Annotated in this window: 13 protein-coding genes; 5 read left to right on the top strand and 8 right to left on the bottom strand. The window is 35.6% G+C overall.

All coding sequences use genetic code 11. From position 1 onward, the window contains the following. Window positions 1–43: 43 nt before the first annotated feature. On the bottom strand, window positions 44–991 hold the full coding sequence (locus ICJ85_RS08215; protein WP_188223311.1) for a calcium/sodium antiporter: 948 nt from the start codon (window positions 989–991) through the stop codon (window positions 44–46). Between the two features lie 153 nt (window positions 992–1,144). Between ICJ85_RS08215 and ICJ85_RS08210 the strand changes: the two genes are divergently transcribed. The 4 genes from ICJ85_RS08210 to ICJ85_RS08195 all read left to right on the top strand — a co-directional run bounded on the left by ICJ85_RS08210 (window position 1,145) and on the right by ICJ85_RS08195 (window position 5,095). Beyond that, entirely contained in the window at window positions 1,145–1,987 is an 843-nt protein-coding gene (locus ICJ85_RS08210; RefSeq protein ID WP_188223310.1) for a hypothetical protein, read from the top strand. 138 nt (window positions 1,988–2,125) lie between these two features. Continuing rightward, window positions 2,126–2,488 carry a BlaI/MecI/CopY family transcriptional regulator gene (locus ICJ85_RS08205; protein ID WP_188223309.1) on the top strand — a complete coding sequence of 121 codons (363 nt, stop codon included), beginning with the start codon at window positions 2,126–2,128 and terminating at the stop codon, window positions 2,486–2,488. A 2-nt stretch (window positions 2,489–2,490) separates the two neighbouring features. Then, complete coding sequence (locus tag ICJ85_RS08200; protein WP_188223308.1) at window positions 2,491–4,431, top strand: M56 family metallopeptidase; 1,941 nt, start codon at window positions 2,491–2,493, stop codon at window positions 4,429–4,431. Window positions 4,432–4,942: 511 nt separating this feature from the next. Beyond that, window positions 4,943–5,095 carry an SsrA-binding protein gene (locus ICJ85_RS08195; RefSeq protein WP_188223307.1) on the top strand — a complete coding sequence of 51 codons (153 nt, stop codon included), beginning with the start codon at window positions 4,943–4,945 and terminating at the stop codon, window positions 5,093–5,095. Here ICJ85_RS08195 and ICJ85_RS08190 read toward each other — a convergent pair whose 3' ends face one another. The 3 genes from ICJ85_RS08190 to ICJ85_RS08180 all read right to left on the bottom strand — a co-directional run bounded on the left by ICJ85_RS08190 (window position 5,096) and on the right by ICJ85_RS08180 (window position 9,154). After that, window positions 5,096–6,136 (bottom strand): PepSY-associated TM helix domain-containing protein, encoded by a 1,041-nt coding sequence (locus tag ICJ85_RS08190; RefSeq protein WP_188223306.1) that lies wholly within the window; start codon window positions 6,134–6,136, stop codon window positions 5,096–5,098. A gap of 97 nt (window positions 6,137–6,233) precedes the next feature. Then, window positions 6,234–8,582 (bottom strand): TonB-dependent receptor, encoded by a 2,349-nt coding sequence (locus ICJ85_RS08185; protein WP_188223305.1) that lies wholly within the window; start codon window positions 8,580–8,582, stop codon window positions 6,234–6,236. Between the two features lie 191 nt (window positions 8,583–8,773). Then, a complete protein-coding gene (locus ICJ85_RS08180) occupies window positions 8,774–9,154 on the bottom strand; it encodes a winged helix-turn-helix transcriptional regulator (RefSeq protein ID WP_188223304.1) in 381 nt (126 codons plus the stop codon). A 98-nt stretch (window positions 9,155–9,252) separates the two neighbouring features. Between ICJ85_RS08180 and ICJ85_RS08175 the strand changes: the two genes are divergently transcribed. Continuing rightward, on the top strand, window positions 9,253–9,885 hold the full coding sequence (locus tag ICJ85_RS08175; RefSeq protein ID WP_188223303.1) for a nitroreductase family protein: 633 nt from the start codon (window positions 9,253–9,255) through the stop codon (window positions 9,883–9,885). Between the two features lie 70 nt (window positions 9,886–9,955). Here ICJ85_RS08175 and ICJ85_RS08170 read toward each other — a convergent pair whose 3' ends face one another. The 4 genes from ICJ85_RS08170 to ICJ85_RS08155 are packed head-to-tail and all read right to left on the bottom strand — an operon-like array spanning window position 9,956 to window position 18,851. Continuing rightward, window positions 9,956–14,023 carry an FG-GAP-like repeat-containing protein gene (locus tag ICJ85_RS08170; protein WP_188223302.1) on the bottom strand — a complete coding sequence of 1,356 codons (4,068 nt, stop codon included), beginning with the start codon at window positions 14,021–14,023 and terminating at the stop codon, window positions 9,956–9,958. Next, entirely contained in the window at window positions 13,968–15,956 is a 1,989-nt protein-coding gene (locus ICJ85_RS08165) for a DUF2264 domain-containing protein (RefSeq protein WP_241739513.1), read from the bottom strand. The genes ICJ85_RS08170 and ICJ85_RS08165 overlap by 56 nt, the downstream gene beginning before the upstream one ends. 34 nt (window positions 15,957–15,990) lie before the next feature. Continuing rightward, entirely contained in the window at window positions 15,991–16,959 is a 969-nt protein-coding gene (locus ICJ85_RS08160) for a glycoside hydrolase family 43 protein (RefSeq protein WP_317173064.1), read from the bottom strand. Between the two features lie 50 nt (window positions 16,960–17,009). Further along, on the bottom strand, window positions 17,010–18,851 hold the full coding sequence (locus tag ICJ85_RS08155; RefSeq protein ID WP_188223300.1) for an NPCBM/NEW2 domain-containing protein: 1,842 nt from the start codon (window positions 18,849–18,851) through the stop codon (window positions 17,010–17,012). Window positions 18,852–18,855 lie beyond the last annotated feature (4 nt).

Below are 18,855 nucleotides of genomic sequence, written 5' to 3'. Positions count from 1 at the left end.
GTTAAACCACGATTATATATCTCTTTAATCAATAGCTTTATTCCTATTTTCCATTGTTAAACAATAAAAACATAAAAATCCCATAGGCCAAAACCAAGATTAAGCCTTTCATTTTATCGATCTCAAAACGTTTTGGCACAAACACAAGAGGCAGCAAAATAAAAGCAAAACCAAGCATCCAGAAAATATCTCTTGACAATATTAAAGGTTCAGTCACCTCAATTGGCTTTACAATGGCTGTTAGTCCTAGAACAGAACCAATATTAAATATATTAGAACCAATTAAATTTCCCAAAGAAATAGCTTTCTCCTGTTTTGCTGCAGCTATTATAGAGGCTGCCAATTCAGGAACACTAGTACCTATAGCTATTAAAGACACGCCTATTACTGCTTCGCTTACCCCAATAGATTTTGCGATATCTTTTGCGCCTTCAACCAACCATTCACTACCATAATATAGTGCTACCCCTCCTATTAATAACCATATTCCTATTTTAAAGTTAGATACTACTGCCAAAGCATCATCTACCTCTTCTACTTCGGTATCCTTGCCTGCATATTTAATTAACACGATTAAAAACAACCATAATGCAGCAAACAAAATACCACCCTCGATCGCGGACAAGAAACCATCTTGACTTAAAAAATAATACAACACCAAACTAAACAACATCATAGCAGGCCAGTTCAATTTATAAAAAGACTTATCTACTGCTATAGATCCTAATAAGGCAGTACACCCTAATACCAATCCAATATTGGCAATATTAGACCCCACTACATTGTTAATTGCAATAGCCGAAGACCCAGACAAGGCTGCCTGTAAGCTAACCAATAACTCTGGTGCAGAAGTTGCAAACGACACCACCGTCATTCCGATGACCATTTTAGAAATATTAAACTTAAATGATAAAGCTACCGACGATCGCACCAAAAACTCTCCGCCTATAACTAAAAGTGCAAATCCTAACAGGACTAATAGTATACTCATATAATAAATTTTATGCGAAGATAAGGTTTCGCTAATTTCTATGAACTTATAAATTTACATTTATTAACACTTGTTTTTAAAGTTTGGTTAAACTTTTACAAGCAAAAACATTAAGTCTTAACTTTAAATCAGAATCTTTTAAAACCATATATTATGAAATCTAAATATGCTTTAAAACTAGGTTTAAGCCTTTGCGCTTTTGTAATTTTAGGTCTTGTCTCAATAAACAGTTTTGCGTTTAATGTTTCAAAATCCAATTTGCTGTGCAAAACTATTAATCAAGACTCTGATGTGATTGCGACCATTAACAAAAAGACATCGGAAAAAGATTTTGAGGATATCAAAAACATGATGAAAGACAGTGGTGTAACAGCCAGTTTTAAGAACATTGAACGCAATGAGTTAAACGAAATTACCGGTCTTAAAATTGAATTAAGGGCAGATAATAACCAATCTGCAATTAGTAGTTTTTCCAGTACGAATCCTATTCCTGAAATTACGTTTGGCAGGAAAAACAGTTCGTTATTTATATCATCAAAAAATAGTTTAGATCAAAACGCCTTAGGTTTTTCAAACATGCCTAATATGCAACTATTTAGTTTCGACAACGACTCTATTCCTGGGATGAACTTGAAAAACTTTGGAAGTTTCAATCTCGATGACTTTTTTAATAACGAAAACGGTAGCTTCTCTTTTAATGGCCAAAACATAGACATGGATAAGTTAAGAAAACAACTGGAAGAACAATTCGATTCTGAGGCTTTTTCTTCGCTTTTTAATCCTGAACATGGCAAACCTGGCCAATTTAAATTTATAGACGACCCCAACACTAATAAACTTATTATTATTGATGGCAAAGAAAGTGACTTTGACACATTAGATAAATTAGCAAAGGAAAACAAACTAAAAGTAGTAGACCATTTAAAACCGAAAACCGCCATGAGTATATATGGCGAGAAAGCTAAAGACGGTGCCGTAATAGCTACAACGAAGTGATTCTGCATTCAACTAATATGAAATTAAAAGAGGCATTGAGCCTCTTTTTTATGTTAAATCCTCACAAAAACTAAATTAATAGTTGTGTAACTACAAAAATAGTTATAAGTTTGATCAAATTAAAAAGTATATGGTATTATGGAAAAACTAACAAACAAGGAAGAAGAAGTTATGCACATTCTTTGGAAACTTGAAAAAGCATTTGTTAAAGACGTACTGGCTGAAATAACCAACGACAAGCCACATTACAATACCTTATCTACTATTATTCGGCACTTGGAAGAAAAAGGCTATGTGGGTTACAATGCATTTGGTAAAACCCATCAGTACTTCCCTATTGTAACCAAAGAAGCTTACCGAGCCAAATTTTTAAGCTCTGCATTAGATAATTATTTTAATAACTCATACAAAAATCTGGTTTCCTTTTTCGCTAAAGAAGAAAAAATTAGTGTAGACGAACTTAAAGATATAATAGACCTAATTGAAAGTAAGAATAAGTAGTCATGGAATATTTACTAAAAACCAGTGCCATTACCATAATATTCTATATTATTTACAAATTATTTTTACAACGAGAAACATTTTTCAAGACTAACCGTTGGTTTTTAATTTCCGGATGTGTTACGGCTTTCCTTATTCCTCTTATCATCATTCCTGTTTATATCGAGTATACCCCTGTGGTCTTACCAAATGTTAGCTATAACAATCCCTTAATAAACGAAGTACAAGAAACACCCTTTAATATTTTAGACTACCTCCCCTATGTTTATTTCACAGGTTTAATATTATTTTCAACCAGATTTTTACTTCAATTATTTTCACTTAAATCTGTAATTATAAAAGATAAATCAAAAAAAGAAGAATCATATAAACTCATTGAAACTACACAAGACACTCAGCCTTTTTCCTTTTTCAATTGGATTGTGTATAATCCCAACCATTTTACCGAAAAAGAATTAGAACATGTTCTGAAACACGAAAAAGCACATGTCTCACAAGGCCATTCTATAGATATTTTAGTAACCCAAATAGCCAGTATCATATTATGGTTTAATCCGTTCATTTGGCTTTATAATAAAGCTATTAAGCAAAACCTAGAGTATCTGGCAGATCAAACCGTTATTGAGCAAACATCAAACAAGAAAGAGTATCAATACACCTTACTTAAAACAAAATTACATTCTCATCAAATGGCTTTAAGTAATACATTCTATAATTCATTAATCAAAAAACGAATCGTTATGTTACACAAATCAAAATCAAAACAATCCCATTTAATAAAGTATGCTTTGGTTATACCTGCTTTGGCATTCTTTTTAATGAGTTTTAATACTCAGGAAGTTTACGTTAACACGCAAGACAAAGAAAGAATCAGCACTAAAGACACCTCCATTCTCTTTACAAAAGATCTTACAGACCAACAACTTGAGGACATTAAAGTTAATCTGAAAAACAATCAAAATATAGATTTTACATTCTCAAATTTAATCAGAAATAACAACGATGAGATTATTAGTTTAAAAGCTCATTTTAATAATGAACGAGGTTCAACGACTTGGAATGCACCTAACAACAATACCCCTATAGGACCTTTTTTATTCTATAAAGCAAAAGATGTAATTGGCGCAAAACCAGTAGACTCTTCTGAAACAGAACTTTTTGCAGTTAGAGACACAACGGCAGACCCAAAACCAAACCAATGGAAAACTGAATTCATAATTAACAAACCCTTTGATTCTGTTCCTCCACCTTTATACTATTTAGACGGTAAAGAAATTTCTTCTGAAAATAAAAAAGAAATATCACCTGAATCAATTGAAAGAGTTAATGTTTTAAAAGGCAAAGCTGCCATTGAAAAATACGGCGAAAAAGGTAAAAACGGCGTTATTGAAATAACATCAAAAAAGAAAACTTCACCTTGGAAAATTACAACAGGCGTCAATAAAAATGTTATTGCTGCCACTAAAGACACTATTTATATATATGAAATACCAAATGTTTTAAAAGATTTAAATCATTCATTTAAAAATGAACCTATCTATATTCTTGACGGTAAAATAATTGATGCTAAACAAGCACAATCTTTAAACACATTTGATATTGAATCTGTTAGCGTCACTAAACAAGGTGAAAATCTTGTAGAAAAATATGGCGACAAAGCTAAAAATGGGGTTGTTACAATAAAAAGCAAATCCATAAACTCTAAGCAGCCCTATGTTAAAGTTGTTGGACCTCTTCAAGATAGCATAAAAACGCATCAAATAGAATTTAAAGGAGGAGACCCAATTTTTATTTTAGATGGTAAAGAGATTTCTGAAGAAGAATTAAAAAAAATAAAACCAGAATTTATTGAAAGTCTTAACGTTCTAAAAGAAAAAGCTGCTATTGAAAAATACGGAGCGAAAGGTAAAAATGGAGTCATTATTATTACCACAAAAAAGTAAACTTAAAATTCATCAATTAAACCAAAAACCGAGCCAATAGGCTCGGTTTTTTTTATGCAATTACGTTGCTCCAATTTTTTCAACAAAATCCTAAAGAAAAGATAAAACTTACAAAAACAGGCCTCTAAAGAATAAAATGCCCCTTGGTTTTTAAAACACGTTCTAAAAAACGCCTACAATTATTTCAATTTTAAATAATAACCACACTTTAATATTTCAATTTATAATACCTTTATAGATAAATATATTTCATATTGAAATGTATTCTATTTTTTAAATTACATTTTAGTATTCAAATTCACAGATTTATACCAAACCATTTGTACGATATATCTCCCTTTATATATATTGAAAAAACATTGATATAACTAAAACAAACTAACCTTTAAAACCAAAACTTATGATCACACTTGTTAAGCTTATAATCTTAATTCTGCTATCAGTTTTATAAGCCAATAATCAAAAAAAAATGTAAAACTTAGTCTAGAATAAGTTTTACTATTTTTACCAAATGAAAAAACAAGTCTTCAAAATTTTAGCAAAGGTTAATAAACTTATTCTTCCTAGTTATTCTAAAAGAAAATTAGATATTAGTAAAGCCACAAAGTTGCAACTCGCTATTATTGGCTGGCGCTGGTATGTCACCAAGCGTGCCTTAGATTAGTTATTTAGATTTATTTCTCTTTTTATACCAGATTACAAATCCGGTAATGGATAAGAACGGACCGGATAAGCCAATGAAACAATACAATAACTTAATAACTAGGCCTCCGTATTGTCCAAAATGAAGTGGAGAAATCATACTGTCTAAGCGTGTAAGTAAACCCGCTTCAGACACTTTAGTTACGCTCTTTATTTCTCCTGTTTTATTATCTATAAGAAACTTATTAAAATATTGACTGTAATAAAACGGATCGGTATTAAACACCCCATTTACTGTTATAGCACTAGATGCTTGCCTTGGTAAACGAATGTAGGTTGGTGTAAAATCGGGATAAGCTGATTTTATCTTATTCAAACTCTCTTCAACCGAAAGGTTTAACTTTACAAATTCTGGCATTTTAGGAGTTTCTAATCCTCCTTTAGCTACTTTATAGGCTAAAAAAACACCTGTTATAACTAATACCAAATTCAACAATAACGCCCAAACACCAACATAACGATGCCATGCCGAATAAAAATTACGTGTATGCCCACGCTTAATTTTCACCTTAAATAACAATGTTTTAATGATGACTTTACGGTACAAAATAACACCTGTTATTAGGGATAAAAAGAATAAAATGCCAACTATTAATACCCATATACGCCCAACTACACCAGCAAAAAAGGAATAATGTAATTTTAAAATCCACTTTGTCATTGTGTTATTGGCATCGATATTTGCTATAACCTGGCCCGTTTCGGGATGCACAAAAACAAAACGTCTAGCATCAGGTAATCGTAAATTAAATAAGATACTTTCTCCTTTTTTAAAATGCACTATACGCGCTTCCCATTCAGGAAAATGATTTTGAACCGTTTCAATAGCTTTATCTAAAGCTAAACTATTTGGGTATCCTTCAACCTGATATGGTTTAAAAATAGCTTCATCGATATCTTCATTAAAGGCAAGAACAGCTCCTGTTAAGCCTATAATGATAAGAAAAACACCCGCGATTAAACCTAAATAAGAATGATATTTTAAAAGAGTTCTATTATTCACGTTTCAAATAAAATGCAAACTTTAGCAATAAATAGTTTATAACAAAAAAACATCCTGTAAAATATTTTACAGGATGTTAAAAATTACTCTTGCGTTGTTATAGCTTCACCGTTAGCGCTAAGTTAAAACGTGCTCCGTTAGCCTTTATATAATCGTTATCACGCGCTGCAAACTGCGATAATAAATTATAGTAATCTTCATTTAGTAAGTTTTCAATTCCTAAACCTATTTTGGTACTTGGAGTTAGCTGGTAACTCGTTGTTAAGTTCACTAAGTTAAAACTTGAAATTGGCCCCTGTCCGTAGGCATAGTCTCCTGAATCATTACCTTCAAAATGGTCTCTGTTTCCTGAGTAAATGTACGATAAACGTGCATTGAATTTATTTGCCCAATTATAAGCTAAATAAGCTACCGTTTTTAATGGCGGAATACGATCGCTATTCATATAGGTATTATAATCTCCGTTGTTTTCGGTATCTAATTTTCCTTCAGTATAAGACACCGAAGCTCCGAAACCAAGATTGTTTGTTAGTTTTGTATCTGCTGTTGCTTCAAAACCATAAACACGTTCTGGTTGGCGATCGATTTCGAAGACTCCACTTGGTAATTCACTGTAAGTTGCTCCGAATTTCGATGTACTTATAAAGTAAGCTCCACTAAAGTTTGTATTTCCTATACGTCCATTAAACCCTGCTTCGTAGTTATTCGCGATAACGGCATCAGAATTAATTTGACTTACCGTGCTTTCTGTTGCCGAACGTAGTGTTCTTCCTAAATCTGCAATAGAGAAACTTTGAGAGAAACTTACGAAAGGTTTAAAAACCGACCATTTGTTGTAACGTAAACCTACATTAAACGTGGTTGCGTTATATTCTAAATCACCACCTTCAACAGCTACGCCACCACTACTTGGCGTTGTTTCACCTACTCTATATCTGATTAATGTTACATAATCCGGAATGTTAATTCCGATGTTTTCAAATCTGATGCCTGCCTTAAAAACAAAATCATCATAAAGTGTTTTCAACTGTGCATACGGTGCTAAATTCGTCATATCTGTTTCTGGCACCCATGGTCTACCATCAACCAATTCCTGAGCTGTTACATCGTTTAGAACATCTACACCGTATAAAACATTTCCTGTTACTTCTCCTAACTCATAAGGTGTATTAAAGTTAAAACGTGCACCCATTTTAGTTGAAATGATTGACGATTGTCCACCATCGAACCCTAAATCCGGGTCGTAAAAACTTGTTGTAAACCCATAAACCGTTCTAAAATCCTGAGCATACAAATTCAATTTAAAATCTGTATCTCCAAAAATATTCGTAAAATCGTAAGTAATTTGCGCATTATGATTGTATCTGTTTCCTTGATCTGCACCTAAATCTTCTCCTAAAACTCCAATTGAAGGCGTTACTCCAAATTCTCCTACCTGCGCTACATAGTCTGAGTTTTGATTGCTACTAAAGTAGTTATACATCACTTCAACTTTGTGATTGTCTGCTATTTGATAATTTAATTTACCAAATAAACTATACTGGTCTGTTTCGCCAATTCCGTAATAAGGCGATACCACTTCACCATTTGCATCACGAAACACACCTGTTTGTCTAAAGGTACCGTTTACAACATATCCTAGCTTATCCAGGTTCCCTGAAAAGGTTTGTGAGATGTTAGCACCTACAGTTTTATCGGTGTTTTTTAATGCTCCTGTACTCCCTAAAACAGTAGTGCTTTCAAAGGCTTTAGCTGCATTAGTTTTTTTTGTAATGTAGTTTACAATTCCACCATCTGCTCCATTTCCGTAAATAGCTGTCGCTCCTTTAATAATCTCTATCCGTTCTATAGTGTTCGGGTCGATTGTATTAATGTCTCTATTTCCATTTCGTAATGGTGTAGACTGAGGAATACCATCAATTAGCACTAGCATTTTTCGACCTCTTAAGGTTTGTCCTGTGTTACTGGTTTGATTTGTACTTAAAGCTATTCCTGGTACTTCCAATAAAACATCAGCAACAGTCGTGCTCGTTTGCCCTAAATTTTCCATTTGTTGAGCTGTAACTACAGATACTGAAGAAGGCACTTCATCTAAAGTTTCTCTAACACGGTTAGAAGTAATAACAACCTCGTTAAGTGCTCCTAAATCGGTTTGTAATGAAACATGAACTTCTAAAGATTCGTTATTCTTCAAAGTAACCGAACGAGATGTTTTGATGTATCCAACACCTGAAAACTGCAAAGTATAATTACCTGCTTCAAGATGTTCTATTTTATAAATTCCGTTATCATCTGATACAGCTCCTTTCGATAACCCTTTTAAAGTTATCGCCGCGTACGAAATGGGTTGATTATTTTCATCTGTAATTACACCATGAATATTAGCTTCCTGCGCAAAAAGCCCCAAAAAGCTCATAAAAAACATACAAAATAGTAAGTGTTTCATTTTATATTTATTTAGACTTATTTTAAATTGATTGCAAAAGTAGTATTAAATCGTACAAAATCAATAAATAATTAAGAATAAATCCAAATAAAAAACAAACACGTTAATTATTAATATGTTACAAATTAAAAAAGGCAATCAATCTCTTGAAAGCCTTGCTGAAAACATTTATAAATTTCATTTTATTTAACTTACACCTGTTCTTCAATAAGCTTACGTTCTTCACGATAAGCAATTCCCCAGTCGGCCAAAATATCAATTATCGATTTTAACGATTTCCCTAAATCGGTCAACGAGTATTCCACGCCTACTGGTTTTGTATCTAGAATGGTACGCTCTATCATTTTATTCATTTCCAACTCCTTTAGCTCTCTACTCAGCATTTTTCCGGAAATACCTTCTACTTCATTCAAAATATCAGTATATCGTTTATTTCCATAGCACAAACAAGCTATAATCGAAATTTTCCACTTTCCTCCTATTAAATACATAACATCGTGTATTGCTCGTATTTTATGTTCACAGGCCTTTTTTGGTAATGTACACCCTGCTTTAAATAATTTATTTTCCATGGAATGTTACTTGGTTACTAATATGTTACTATTACTTTTGGTTACAAAGTTACTATTTGTCACCAATATAAGATAAATTTGCAGAAAAAATTTGAATTATGGAATTGTTAAAAGGACTAAATTGGAGATATGCTGCCAAAAGAATGACAGGAGAAACGGTCCCTCAAGATAAATTAGACTATATTCTTGAGGCTGCCAGATTAGCGCCTTCGTCTTCGGGCTTACAACCTTATGAAATATTTGTGGTTTCAAATCAGGAAACCTTAGAAAAAATAAGACCTATAGCCTGGAATCAAGCTCAAATAACTGAGTGTTCTCACCTCTTAGTATTCGCTTCTTGGGATGGATATTCTCATGAAAAGATAACTACAGTGTTTAATGAAATGATGGATGCCAGAGAGCTACCGCATAACACCATGGACGACTACAAACAGACACTTTGGGGATTATACGAACCACTTGGTGAATCTTGGCACCAGCAACATACTGCTAAACAAGCCTATATTTCGTTCGCTATGGCTATTGCAGCTGCCGCTGAACAGAAAGTAGACGCAACACCAATAGAAGGTTTTGAACCTGAAAAGTTAGATGAAATTTTAGGTCTAAGAGAAAAAGGCCTTAAAAGCGCTGTTATTCTGGCATTAGGATACCGTGACGCAGACAACGACTGGAATGTCAACTTGAAAAAATACAGAAAAGAAAAAGAAGAATTTATCCATGAGATAAAGTAGTAGGTTAATTAGTGAAGAGAAAAGCCCGGCAATCATGTCGGGCTTTTTTTATGTTAAACTTCATTGTTTTTTATTTATTAATCACCACAATTTTACGTGATAAGTTATTTATTTTCAACACATAAACTCCTGTTGACAGGGTCTTTGTAAAGTAAAGCTCTGATACTTTGGTATCTTCATTATAAGTATTACTCAAATATTGTAAAAACCTCCCATTAATATCAAACAATTGGAACACATCAGTGGCTTGTGTGTTAGATACCTTTATGCTGTTTGATGATGTCAATATAGGGTTGGGATAAACTTTTAGTTCGGTGGTTAGCTCATCTATTGATGGTTCTGCTCCTTCAAAATACTGCTTACCATAATTAAAGGCTTTCTGACCGATTTTAATGCCCATAAATCGTCCCGGAATATCATCGGCTGGTGGGTGAATTCCTCCCCAGATACGTGATAAACTACATTGATCGGATGCATCTCTGTAGGTGGCCCATTGCAATGTTACATCTACCGAAGGGCCTTCTTCAAAAACTAAAAATTCATTCTTCCTGGCTAAAAACTCGCCCATACCTCCAGGGAAGTATTCATCGCCAGTAAGTAGGGTCATCACCTCGGCTGCCGCTCTGGAATACGTTGAATGTCCCGATACAAAGCCTGCAAATGGTGGGGTTACAAATGTTGGGCGTTGGTAAGGCCACCAGGTCTCGGCCAGAATCCATCCCACGCCGGATTCATCTACCTTTGGGTCTTCTATAAAGTCATGACCTTTCCAGGCGTAGAGTTTTATTTTGCCAACGTGTTCGTTATTGGTACCTGCCAGCGGATCGCCTTCTTTTACGATTTCAATGAGTCCGTCCTGTAAATGAATCCCATCTGGATTGTAATTGGATTGACTGGTATCTGTGCATTGTCCGATCTCACACATATAGCGAATGGCCGAAATAGGACGGATATAATCATACCAGCCTTTAACGCCCCAAGCAGCAATGGCAGCATCGTGCATAGCGCCTCCCATTAAAAAGTACGCTTTTACATCCCACTCTAAATCGCTTAATATATTGCCTTCACCTTCAAATTGTTTGGTAAACATCTCATGGTCGTTTACGTAATTTAAAATCGTAAACCAATGTCCCGGTGGTGTTTCTGAGTCTGGTCCGTCAGCCCAGAATTCGGCCAGTACACGCGTGTAGTCTCCTCTTGGAACGATTTGTTCCTGATAAGGTAATTGCGTTACCGGGTTTCTCGAGCGACCAACGCCTATATCGCCTCCTTCCAATTCTTTATAAAAGTTCTTGTAATCGGCATACTCGAGTGGAAAGTGATCCTCCGTTATATTACCTATAGATTTTGGGGAGACATCCCACAGTACTCCATCGTGAGGGTCTAAGTGTGAACTCCATTTAGAGACTAGTGAAAAACACCATTTGTAATCTTCTGACGTACTCATTGGTGGGGCTCCCGGATCGTAATACACCTGATAGTCATGTCCATCTCTTGAATACGTACTTTTATCTTCATCTTCCATGGAAAACGGCTGTACACTTCCCCACTCCGGACTTAAAAATCCAGGGGTTACACCGCCAATAACATTGCCACTCTGATCGATAAAATTATTGAAGCTTAGTGGTTGCCAGCGATCTGGATTAATATCTGCCAAACCTTCAGGATAGGCTAAACTTAACGGTGCATTAACCGGCTGGTAATACTCGTTAGTATACTGGTTGATTTCATTAGAGCCATCCTGTAAACCATAGGCAATCATCTGACTAGCAATATAGTTCCCTAATGCTATTGGATTTCCAGTTGTATAATCTTCATCAGTAATCGAGATATCATAGCCTAAACCTGCCATCATTTCATCTAAAATACTTTGTGACAAGGTTGGATTTGGCGCATGTGCAAAACGTTCACTCAACAACCTATACGCCGCATAACTAATGGTTTTCTTTCTGGCTTCGATTACATTGTCTGTCGTTGTAAAGCCTTCAAAATCGCTGTTAAATCCATGTAGACTATTTCCTAGTAAATACGTCGATGCTTTATCATCATATACGGCCCAGGCATCGTACAACACAACACCCGCATGAAACAGGTTTCGCGCATGAACTGTGGGACGTGCATAATCCTTACGTATTAGTGATAGCAACGTTTCGTTCCATAAGCGAGCAATGGACTGTTCTTTAAAATTAACATCTTCATCTAATAGCGTCACCGACAACACTACAGGTTCGCTAATACATTTGGAATTAGATGCTGTTAAGGTTATGGTACCATTACTTCCTGTTCCCCATTTCACAATAATATTACCATCACTTGGCTCTTCGATAATCTCACCTCCGGTAATCTTCCAGTCCACGGATACATCGGAGGTCACAGGGTAACTGTAAGACTCGATACTATTTTTATGGGTTTTTATCGTTCCGGTAATCTTTGACGTCTCAAGATAATTACACATACCGGTACTCACCGTGGCATTGGGATTATAATTACAGGTATTAGGATCGGTACAACCATAAGGTTTTATACTCGGTTGAATATCTAAAACCTGATAACCATTGCCCTCTTTCGCTAAAATGGTTTTATCGGCCGGGATATTGGTATGGGTTTCTATAAGTCCTGATGGCCAAGTGATTTTAAGTTCAAGAATTTCAGTATCAGCTCCTAACCCAAAATGTACTGGTTTTAAGTGCTGAGACAAAAAGCCTTTTCCGGAATAGTAACGGAATAAGGATCCACTGGTTGTTTTTATAACTAGTGTTGTGCCTATGGCATCACGATTCGATGTCGTACCTTCAAGCTTCACTTTAAACCAATGCAAATCCTTGGCAGGCTGATTAACATCGGTTAGCTTGTTCTCATAAAAATACGATGGGCCATCATTATTGGTGACAAATATGTCTAAATCACCATCGTTATCATAATCAAATACAGCTTCTGTGACGCTGATGGCTTCCTCGTTCAATTTAGTCTTAACCGAACTATTAACAAAACCTTCAGTTCCTGTTTCTAATACATTTTCATAATAAACGTTATGCCTGTCCCCTGAATTTGGATAATCAAAACCATTAACAACAAATAGATCTTCATCGCGATCTAAATCGAAATCCGAAAAAGACACATCCCAAGCCCAACCTGCATTATATATTTTAAACGTTCGGGATAAATCTTCATAAGCTCCTTCAGTCGTTTTCTTCATTAAAGCATTATCTCCAATCGTCGTAACATAAATATCAAACTCGCCATCATTATTATAATCTCCAATAGTAATTCCCATATCGCCTCGAGAGGTATCTAAACCATAATCTGCAGCCTGCTCTGTAAATCCAGCACCTCCTTTATTTATAAAAAGGTCATTCGGTCCTGGAATAAAGTCGTTAGCAACATACAAATCTAGCCAACCATCACCATTAAAATCGAATGGAATACTTTGATAAGAATGTTTACTATTCACCCCTTGAAAAACACTACTCGCATCTGAAAATGTGCCATCGCCATTGTTTTTGTAAAGGCGATTCCCTTCACAATCACTATTCCAATCAGCTATAAAAATATCCAGTAAGCCATCCTTATTATAATCAAACCAGGTTGCTCCTGTATTAATACAATCATTATACTTTTTGAATCCAGCTTCAATCGTAACTTCCTTAAAGGTTCCGTTACCTTCATTATGAAACAAATGCATCTTATTGGTATGGGTCATGAATATATCAGGATAGCCATCATTATCGTAATCCCCCCAAAAGGCACCAAATTTAAATCCTGTAAAGGCAATTGAAGTTTCTCCGGTTTCTCCTTCGGGGAACAAGTTTGTCAAACCCGAATTCTCTGTTACATTAGTAAATGTACCGTCGTTGTTATTACGAAATAATTTACTTTGTGTAGTTTCATCTCCAACAACATCCTGAGCTTTGGCAACGACAAATACATCTAGATCTCCATCGACGTCGTAATCGGCTAAAGCTGCTCCATTGTTTTGGATGGCAGTACCCAATCCCGCATAGTTTTCTATACGCTCAAAAGTTTGTGCGTTTAAGTTAGATAAGAAACTAAAAACAATACAGATACTTAAACATACATGCCATCTAGTAGTTAATAGTTTTCGTTTTTGAGCCTTTAATTTTAATATCAATACCTCCATTCTCTAAAAGCTTAATATTCTTAATTGGTGTTAGTTGGTTGGTTGTCCATTTTTGGCCGGACTTTTTCCAGAGCATCAAGGTAATATAAATTTTCGATTTAAGTGTATTAGATACACTTTCATTTTTTTCAACATTTATAACTTTACTACATTCAGTTTCAGGATGCAAATCTGTTGTAAAAAGCACCTCTGTTTTATCCCATCCCATTATTGGAATCATAGCCAATTGATATCTTCCATTATCAATTATGGTAGCTTCATAGCCTTTTACTTTTTTCTTTTTAACTATGATTTCTGACTTCAATTGCGGCAAAGCATAATGCCCCAAACGCATAGAGATAGGCTTATCACTTTCATTTCTATCCACCCTTAAAATACCATTCGATAGAGGAATATCGGCTAAACTAAATTTTATATTCTCGTCTGTTTCTAATATAACATCACGATAATAAACGCCATCCTCAAACTTTTTAAAATTGTATAATCGCAAGGCTTCCCAATCGTTATTCTTATTTTTTATCACATAATTCATGGCCACTTCTCCATGTTCTCCATCAGCTTGCCAAGGGAAGGCACTGTTATAAGACAGTCTGTTGTAATTTTCGGTTGAACGGAATTTCTGCCAATCGTCTTTTACCTTTTCATGACACCAGGCACGGATTTCGGAAGCGCCAATATTCGGGTAATCGGTAATTAGTATCTCTGACGCTTCCTGAAAGTTATTGTAAACCTCATCTTTTTTGAAGGTCTCATCCCATGCGCCATTATTCTCAGTCGCTGTCCAAAACGGATTATCATCCGGCACTAACAATCCTAAAAAGGCTTTCCCCATCCAATACACACTTCCGCGACAGCTGTAAACCTGTACCGCCGGTTCAAAGGCACCATAAAACCCAAGTGTTGGTACTTGGTCTTTCATAAAATCCGGATGCGTAAAAAATTGCCTGATGACTCCAGACGAAATACGACGCATCCAGCCAAAATTAATATCTTGTTTATCATCTAATAATCCCATTAAAGGAAATGGAATGATTGCTCCAATACGATAACTAATACTTCTTCCGTACATAATCATTTTTCCATCTTCACTGAACAAATAGGGATAGTTGTATTTTAAATCTTTAAAATTGGTAATGAATTTATCTGCAATTTCCGGGTAATGCTGCTTTCCAAAATATTCAGACCAAATCATGCCATACATCTGAAACGCCCACATGCTGTAATAATCGTAAGCAGGACTATCGTTATACCAGCCTTGCCCGCGATAATGCGTCAAGGATTTTTCCAGATATTCAACCAATAAATCTTCATTAACAGTATAACCTTGTTCCTTAAAAAAACTTAACACAAAAATGTTGAAAAACTTCCAGTTCGAGTCTACCGTAGGTCCATCGCCATAACTTAACATGATACTCGCCAAATTATCTTTAGTCTCTTGTGGTAATGGCTCCCAAAGGACATCCGGACTAATAAGCATGGATAAAGCCAAGGCACCAAATTCTACCAAATTCTGACTGGGGCCTCCATTTTTTGGTCTAGGCACAATATAGGATTCGCTGTTCACATCTGTTAATTTACCGATTTGATATCGATAGTAATCTGCTACATTTATGTTATTAATAACTAAATCTGGTGTTTCTTTAAGTAAAGGTGCCGCCACAAACAGGGTTCTACACAACCCTTCCAGTTTTTCTGTTGGCACACGACTTTCATTATGAGGATAACTTTTCCCTGGTTGCTTTGGAAACTTCATGGGGTCATCCAAAGTATTTATATAACTAAATGCACCTTCAAGCAAGTACAAAGCAGCATCTTTCCAATGCTGCTTCGTCATTCCTGTGTACGGACTTAAATTATAATCGGGATTTTCTATCTCAAAAACATTGGTAGTGGTTTGTGAAAACCCAACAAAACTACCCAATGCTAAAAACATAAAAACCCACGATAAAGACTTTATAAAACTCATATTATTCAACTGAATACTCTTTTTTTACAATTAGTTTTTCCCCTGTTAAATCCACTTCAAACAAATGCGGAATTCTAACCGATCTGCCATTTACTTTTTTATGACTATGAACCGACATTAATGTTTTTCCTTCAAAGGTTTTAAACAACATGCCATGTCCAAAATTAGGTGGCGTTATAGGGTCTTTTTCCTGAATCCAAGGACTGTCAAGCGTACCTGTTTTAGAATAAGCCACGCCTTGCGTATAATCATTATAAATCCAACTGGTCCAAATCATCCCTAAACGACCTGTGTCTGTTTTAAATAAATAAGGTCCATCGGTAACTTTATTCGGCTTGTCATTACCGTGCTCATCTTTTTCGCGACTCCATGGCGAATCGCTGGCTTTAAATAATAATTGCCCTTCTCCAATCGAACCACTTAAATCAGGTTTTAATTCAATTTTTTCCATGGTACCATTACCATTTTGTAACCATTCGTAACAATACACCATATACGGTTTTCCATTAGTATCTACCCAAAAAGTACCATCTAAAGTTGGATTATTGGCTGGTAAATAAATATCATCTGCCATTGGCACGTAAGGTCCTTTGGGTTTATCGCTAACAAGAATATGACTGGCGCGACGTTCAATAATATTTCCAGCTACAGTATCAATTTTAACATCACGATTGGTAAACGTAGCGAAATAGTAATATTTGTTTTTATACTGGTGAAGTTCTGCTGCCCAAATCATAGGATTAGGTCCCATCCAGGAATCCGGGTTGGTCTTAGCCACATGGTACGGACCTTCCCAGAATTTTAAATCTTTACTCTTCCATAACAGACCTCCTGTTCCGGTCATGTAATAGGTTTGAGACCCTTTATCGGCCAAAATCGCCGGATCACTCAAACGAATAGTATTTAAGGGTATATTATGCTTTACTTCTCTTTGAGCAAAAACGTTTAAACAGACGAAAAGACAAGCCACTATTATCGTGAAACTAATCTTTTTAAAATTCAAATTAAATGACATCATTATTATTTAGCTTTTGAAATTCGATACAATCCTGCACCGTGGTAATTAATGGTTGGTGCAAAATCTGAACCAGAATAGGTTCCCAAGTCTTTATGATTCCATAAATCTCTGATAGCACACGCACCTGTAAACCCTAAGGCTTCTAAATCAACAGGAATCGCCGTTGGATCTTCATTCATAATTTTGGGATCCTCAGTTGAAATCATAAACTCTACGGTTGATCCTGATTTGTCATTCGTTCCAACAATATCTAAACCTCCAAAAGCCGTGAATTGTTTGCTATTTTCAGGGAGTTTGTAGTGAATTATAGATTGAGAATGTGTCCCAATACCGTTATCGTAAACCATTCCTTTAATATTTAATTGTCCTCCTGAAACGCTTTTATTTATGCCTATGGTTCCCCAACCAGTAAAGGCTTCTTCCCAAGTTAAATCGGTTAGTTTTACCTTATCTCCATTGTCTAAATGAATGGTTGGGTTAATCCAGTTGGCGTGATCCCACGAATACCCATCGCCGCCATCGTTTACAATTAAATATAAATCGGTACTTCCTTCGGGCAATTCAACATCAATATCTTCACCAAAACCATCGGTTAAATGCGACACGGTTCCACTTCTGTACAACAAACTTTTTGTTGACACAAACCCGTCTCCCGCACTATTAAAAACCGCTACAAACTTATCATCACTATCCGGATCGTCGGCTGTCCATCCAATTATATCATCCTCATCAAACCATTGCTTGTTGTTTATTGATTTACTATGAACTTCAAGCACTTCTTTGTTGGTTAACAGCATGTTTGTGAATTCATCATTATCAGGTAAATTTCCTCCAAACATTAAAGGTGATTTAAACATGGTCCACAAGGTCATTAAGGTATATTGTTCGTCTTTAGTAAACTTTGTATATCGATTTGTAGCACGTTCGCCACGAATAAATTTCCCCATGGGTAACATATCCGCATCTGGCCAGGCTCCGGCTGAAATATAAGGTGCCCATTCGGCACATTTTTCAAAAGAATAATTTAACTGCGCCCAGTTATCCCATAAATCGTCAATAGTACGCCACATATTGGCATTGCCCGTTGCATGGTTATGTTCGTCGATAGGTGTTGCACCCGGCGACATACTTAAAACAATTGGTCTTCCTGTTTGGTCGATGGCTTTGCGAATCATCTCAATTTCATCGGTGTGATACGGACGTGATAAATCGTCCACCTTTACAAAATCCAGTCCCCAGGAAGCATACATATCGAAGATAGAATTGTAATACTCCTGTGCTCCCGGTTTCTCTTTTACAACTGTATAATTGTCCTGTAACCACGTACACTCGTATTCGGTTGAGTATATCTGGTCTGCCATGATATTGGTACCTTTTATGGGTAGTTTATTAAACACAGCTTCTTTTGGAACACCACGCATGATATGGATTCCGAATTTTAACCCTAAACTATGAATATAATCGGCTAAAGGTTTAAATCCGGCTCCATTTATTGAGGACGGAAAACGTTTTATTGAGGGCATATAACGTCCATATTCATCGATAATAAAATCAGTTTGATCATGCTTATTGTAGTGCCCTGATATTTGATTGTCGGCATACCAGCGAATATCAACCACAACATACTCCCAACCATAATCTTTAAGATGTTTAGCCATATAATCGGCATTGGCTTTTACCTCATCTTCAACAACCGAAGGCCCGAAACAATCCCAACTATTCCACCCCATTGGAGGGGTTAATGCCCAAGATTTAAAATCGGTTTGTTTCTGCTTCTTACTGTTTCCACAAGCTACTAGTAGCATAGCTAAAGTAAATACCTTGAAGACGCTTATTAATTTCATTATA

The sequence above is a fragment of the Aestuariibaculum marinum genome, assembly GCF_014596975.1.
Classification (GTDB): domain Bacteria; phylum Bacteroidota; class Bacteroidia; order Flavobacteriales; family Flavobacteriaceae; genus Aestuariibaculum; species Aestuariibaculum marinum.
Note: the sequence above shows the minus strand (reverse complement) of the source record. Positions and strands in the feature narration are given on the sequence as shown.

Bases quoted from the DNA above. Each gene is read 5' to 3' on its own strand.
- ICJ85_RS08215 (WP_188223311.1), bottom strand. From the start codon at position 991: ATGAGTATACTATTAGTCCTGTTAGGATTTGCACTTTTAGTTATAGGC.
- ICJ85_RS08210 (WP_188223310.1), top strand. From the start codon at position 1,145: ATGAAATCTAAATATGCTTTAAAACTAGGTTTAAGCCTTTGCGCTTTT.
- ICJ85_RS08205 (WP_188223309.1), top strand. From the start codon at position 2,126: ATGGAAAAACTAACAAACAAGGAAGAAGAAGTTATGCACATTCTTTGG.
- ICJ85_RS08200 (WP_188223308.1), top strand. From the start codon at position 2,491: ATGGAATATTTACTAAAAACCAGTGCCATTACCATAATATTCTATATT.
- ICJ85_RS08195 (WP_188223307.1), top strand. From the start codon at position 4,943: ATGAAAAAACAAGTCTTCAAAATTTTAGCAAAGGTTAATAAACTTATT.
- ICJ85_RS08185 (WP_188223305.1), bottom strand. From the start codon at position 8,582: ATGAAACACTTACTATTTTGTATGTTTTTTATGAGCTTTTTGGGGCTT.
- ICJ85_RS08180 (WP_188223304.1), bottom strand. From the start codon at position 9,154: ATGGAAAATAAATTATTTAAAGCAGGGTGTACATTACCAAAAAAGGCC.
- ICJ85_RS08175 (WP_188223303.1), top strand. From the start codon at position 9,253: ATGGAATTGTTAAAAGGACTAAATTGGAGATATGCTGCCAAAAGAATG.
- ICJ85_RS08170 (WP_188223302.1), bottom strand. From the start codon at position 14,023: ATGGAGGTATTGATATTAAAATTAAAGGCTCAAAAACGAAAACTATTA.
- ICJ85_RS08165 (WP_241739513.1), bottom strand. From the start codon at position 15,956: ATGTTTTTAGCATTGGGTAGTTTTGTTGGGTTTTCACAAACCACTACC.
- ICJ85_RS08155 (WP_188223300.1), bottom strand. From the start codon at position 18,851: ATGAAATTAATAAGCGTCTTCAAGGTATTTACTTTAGCTATGCTACTA.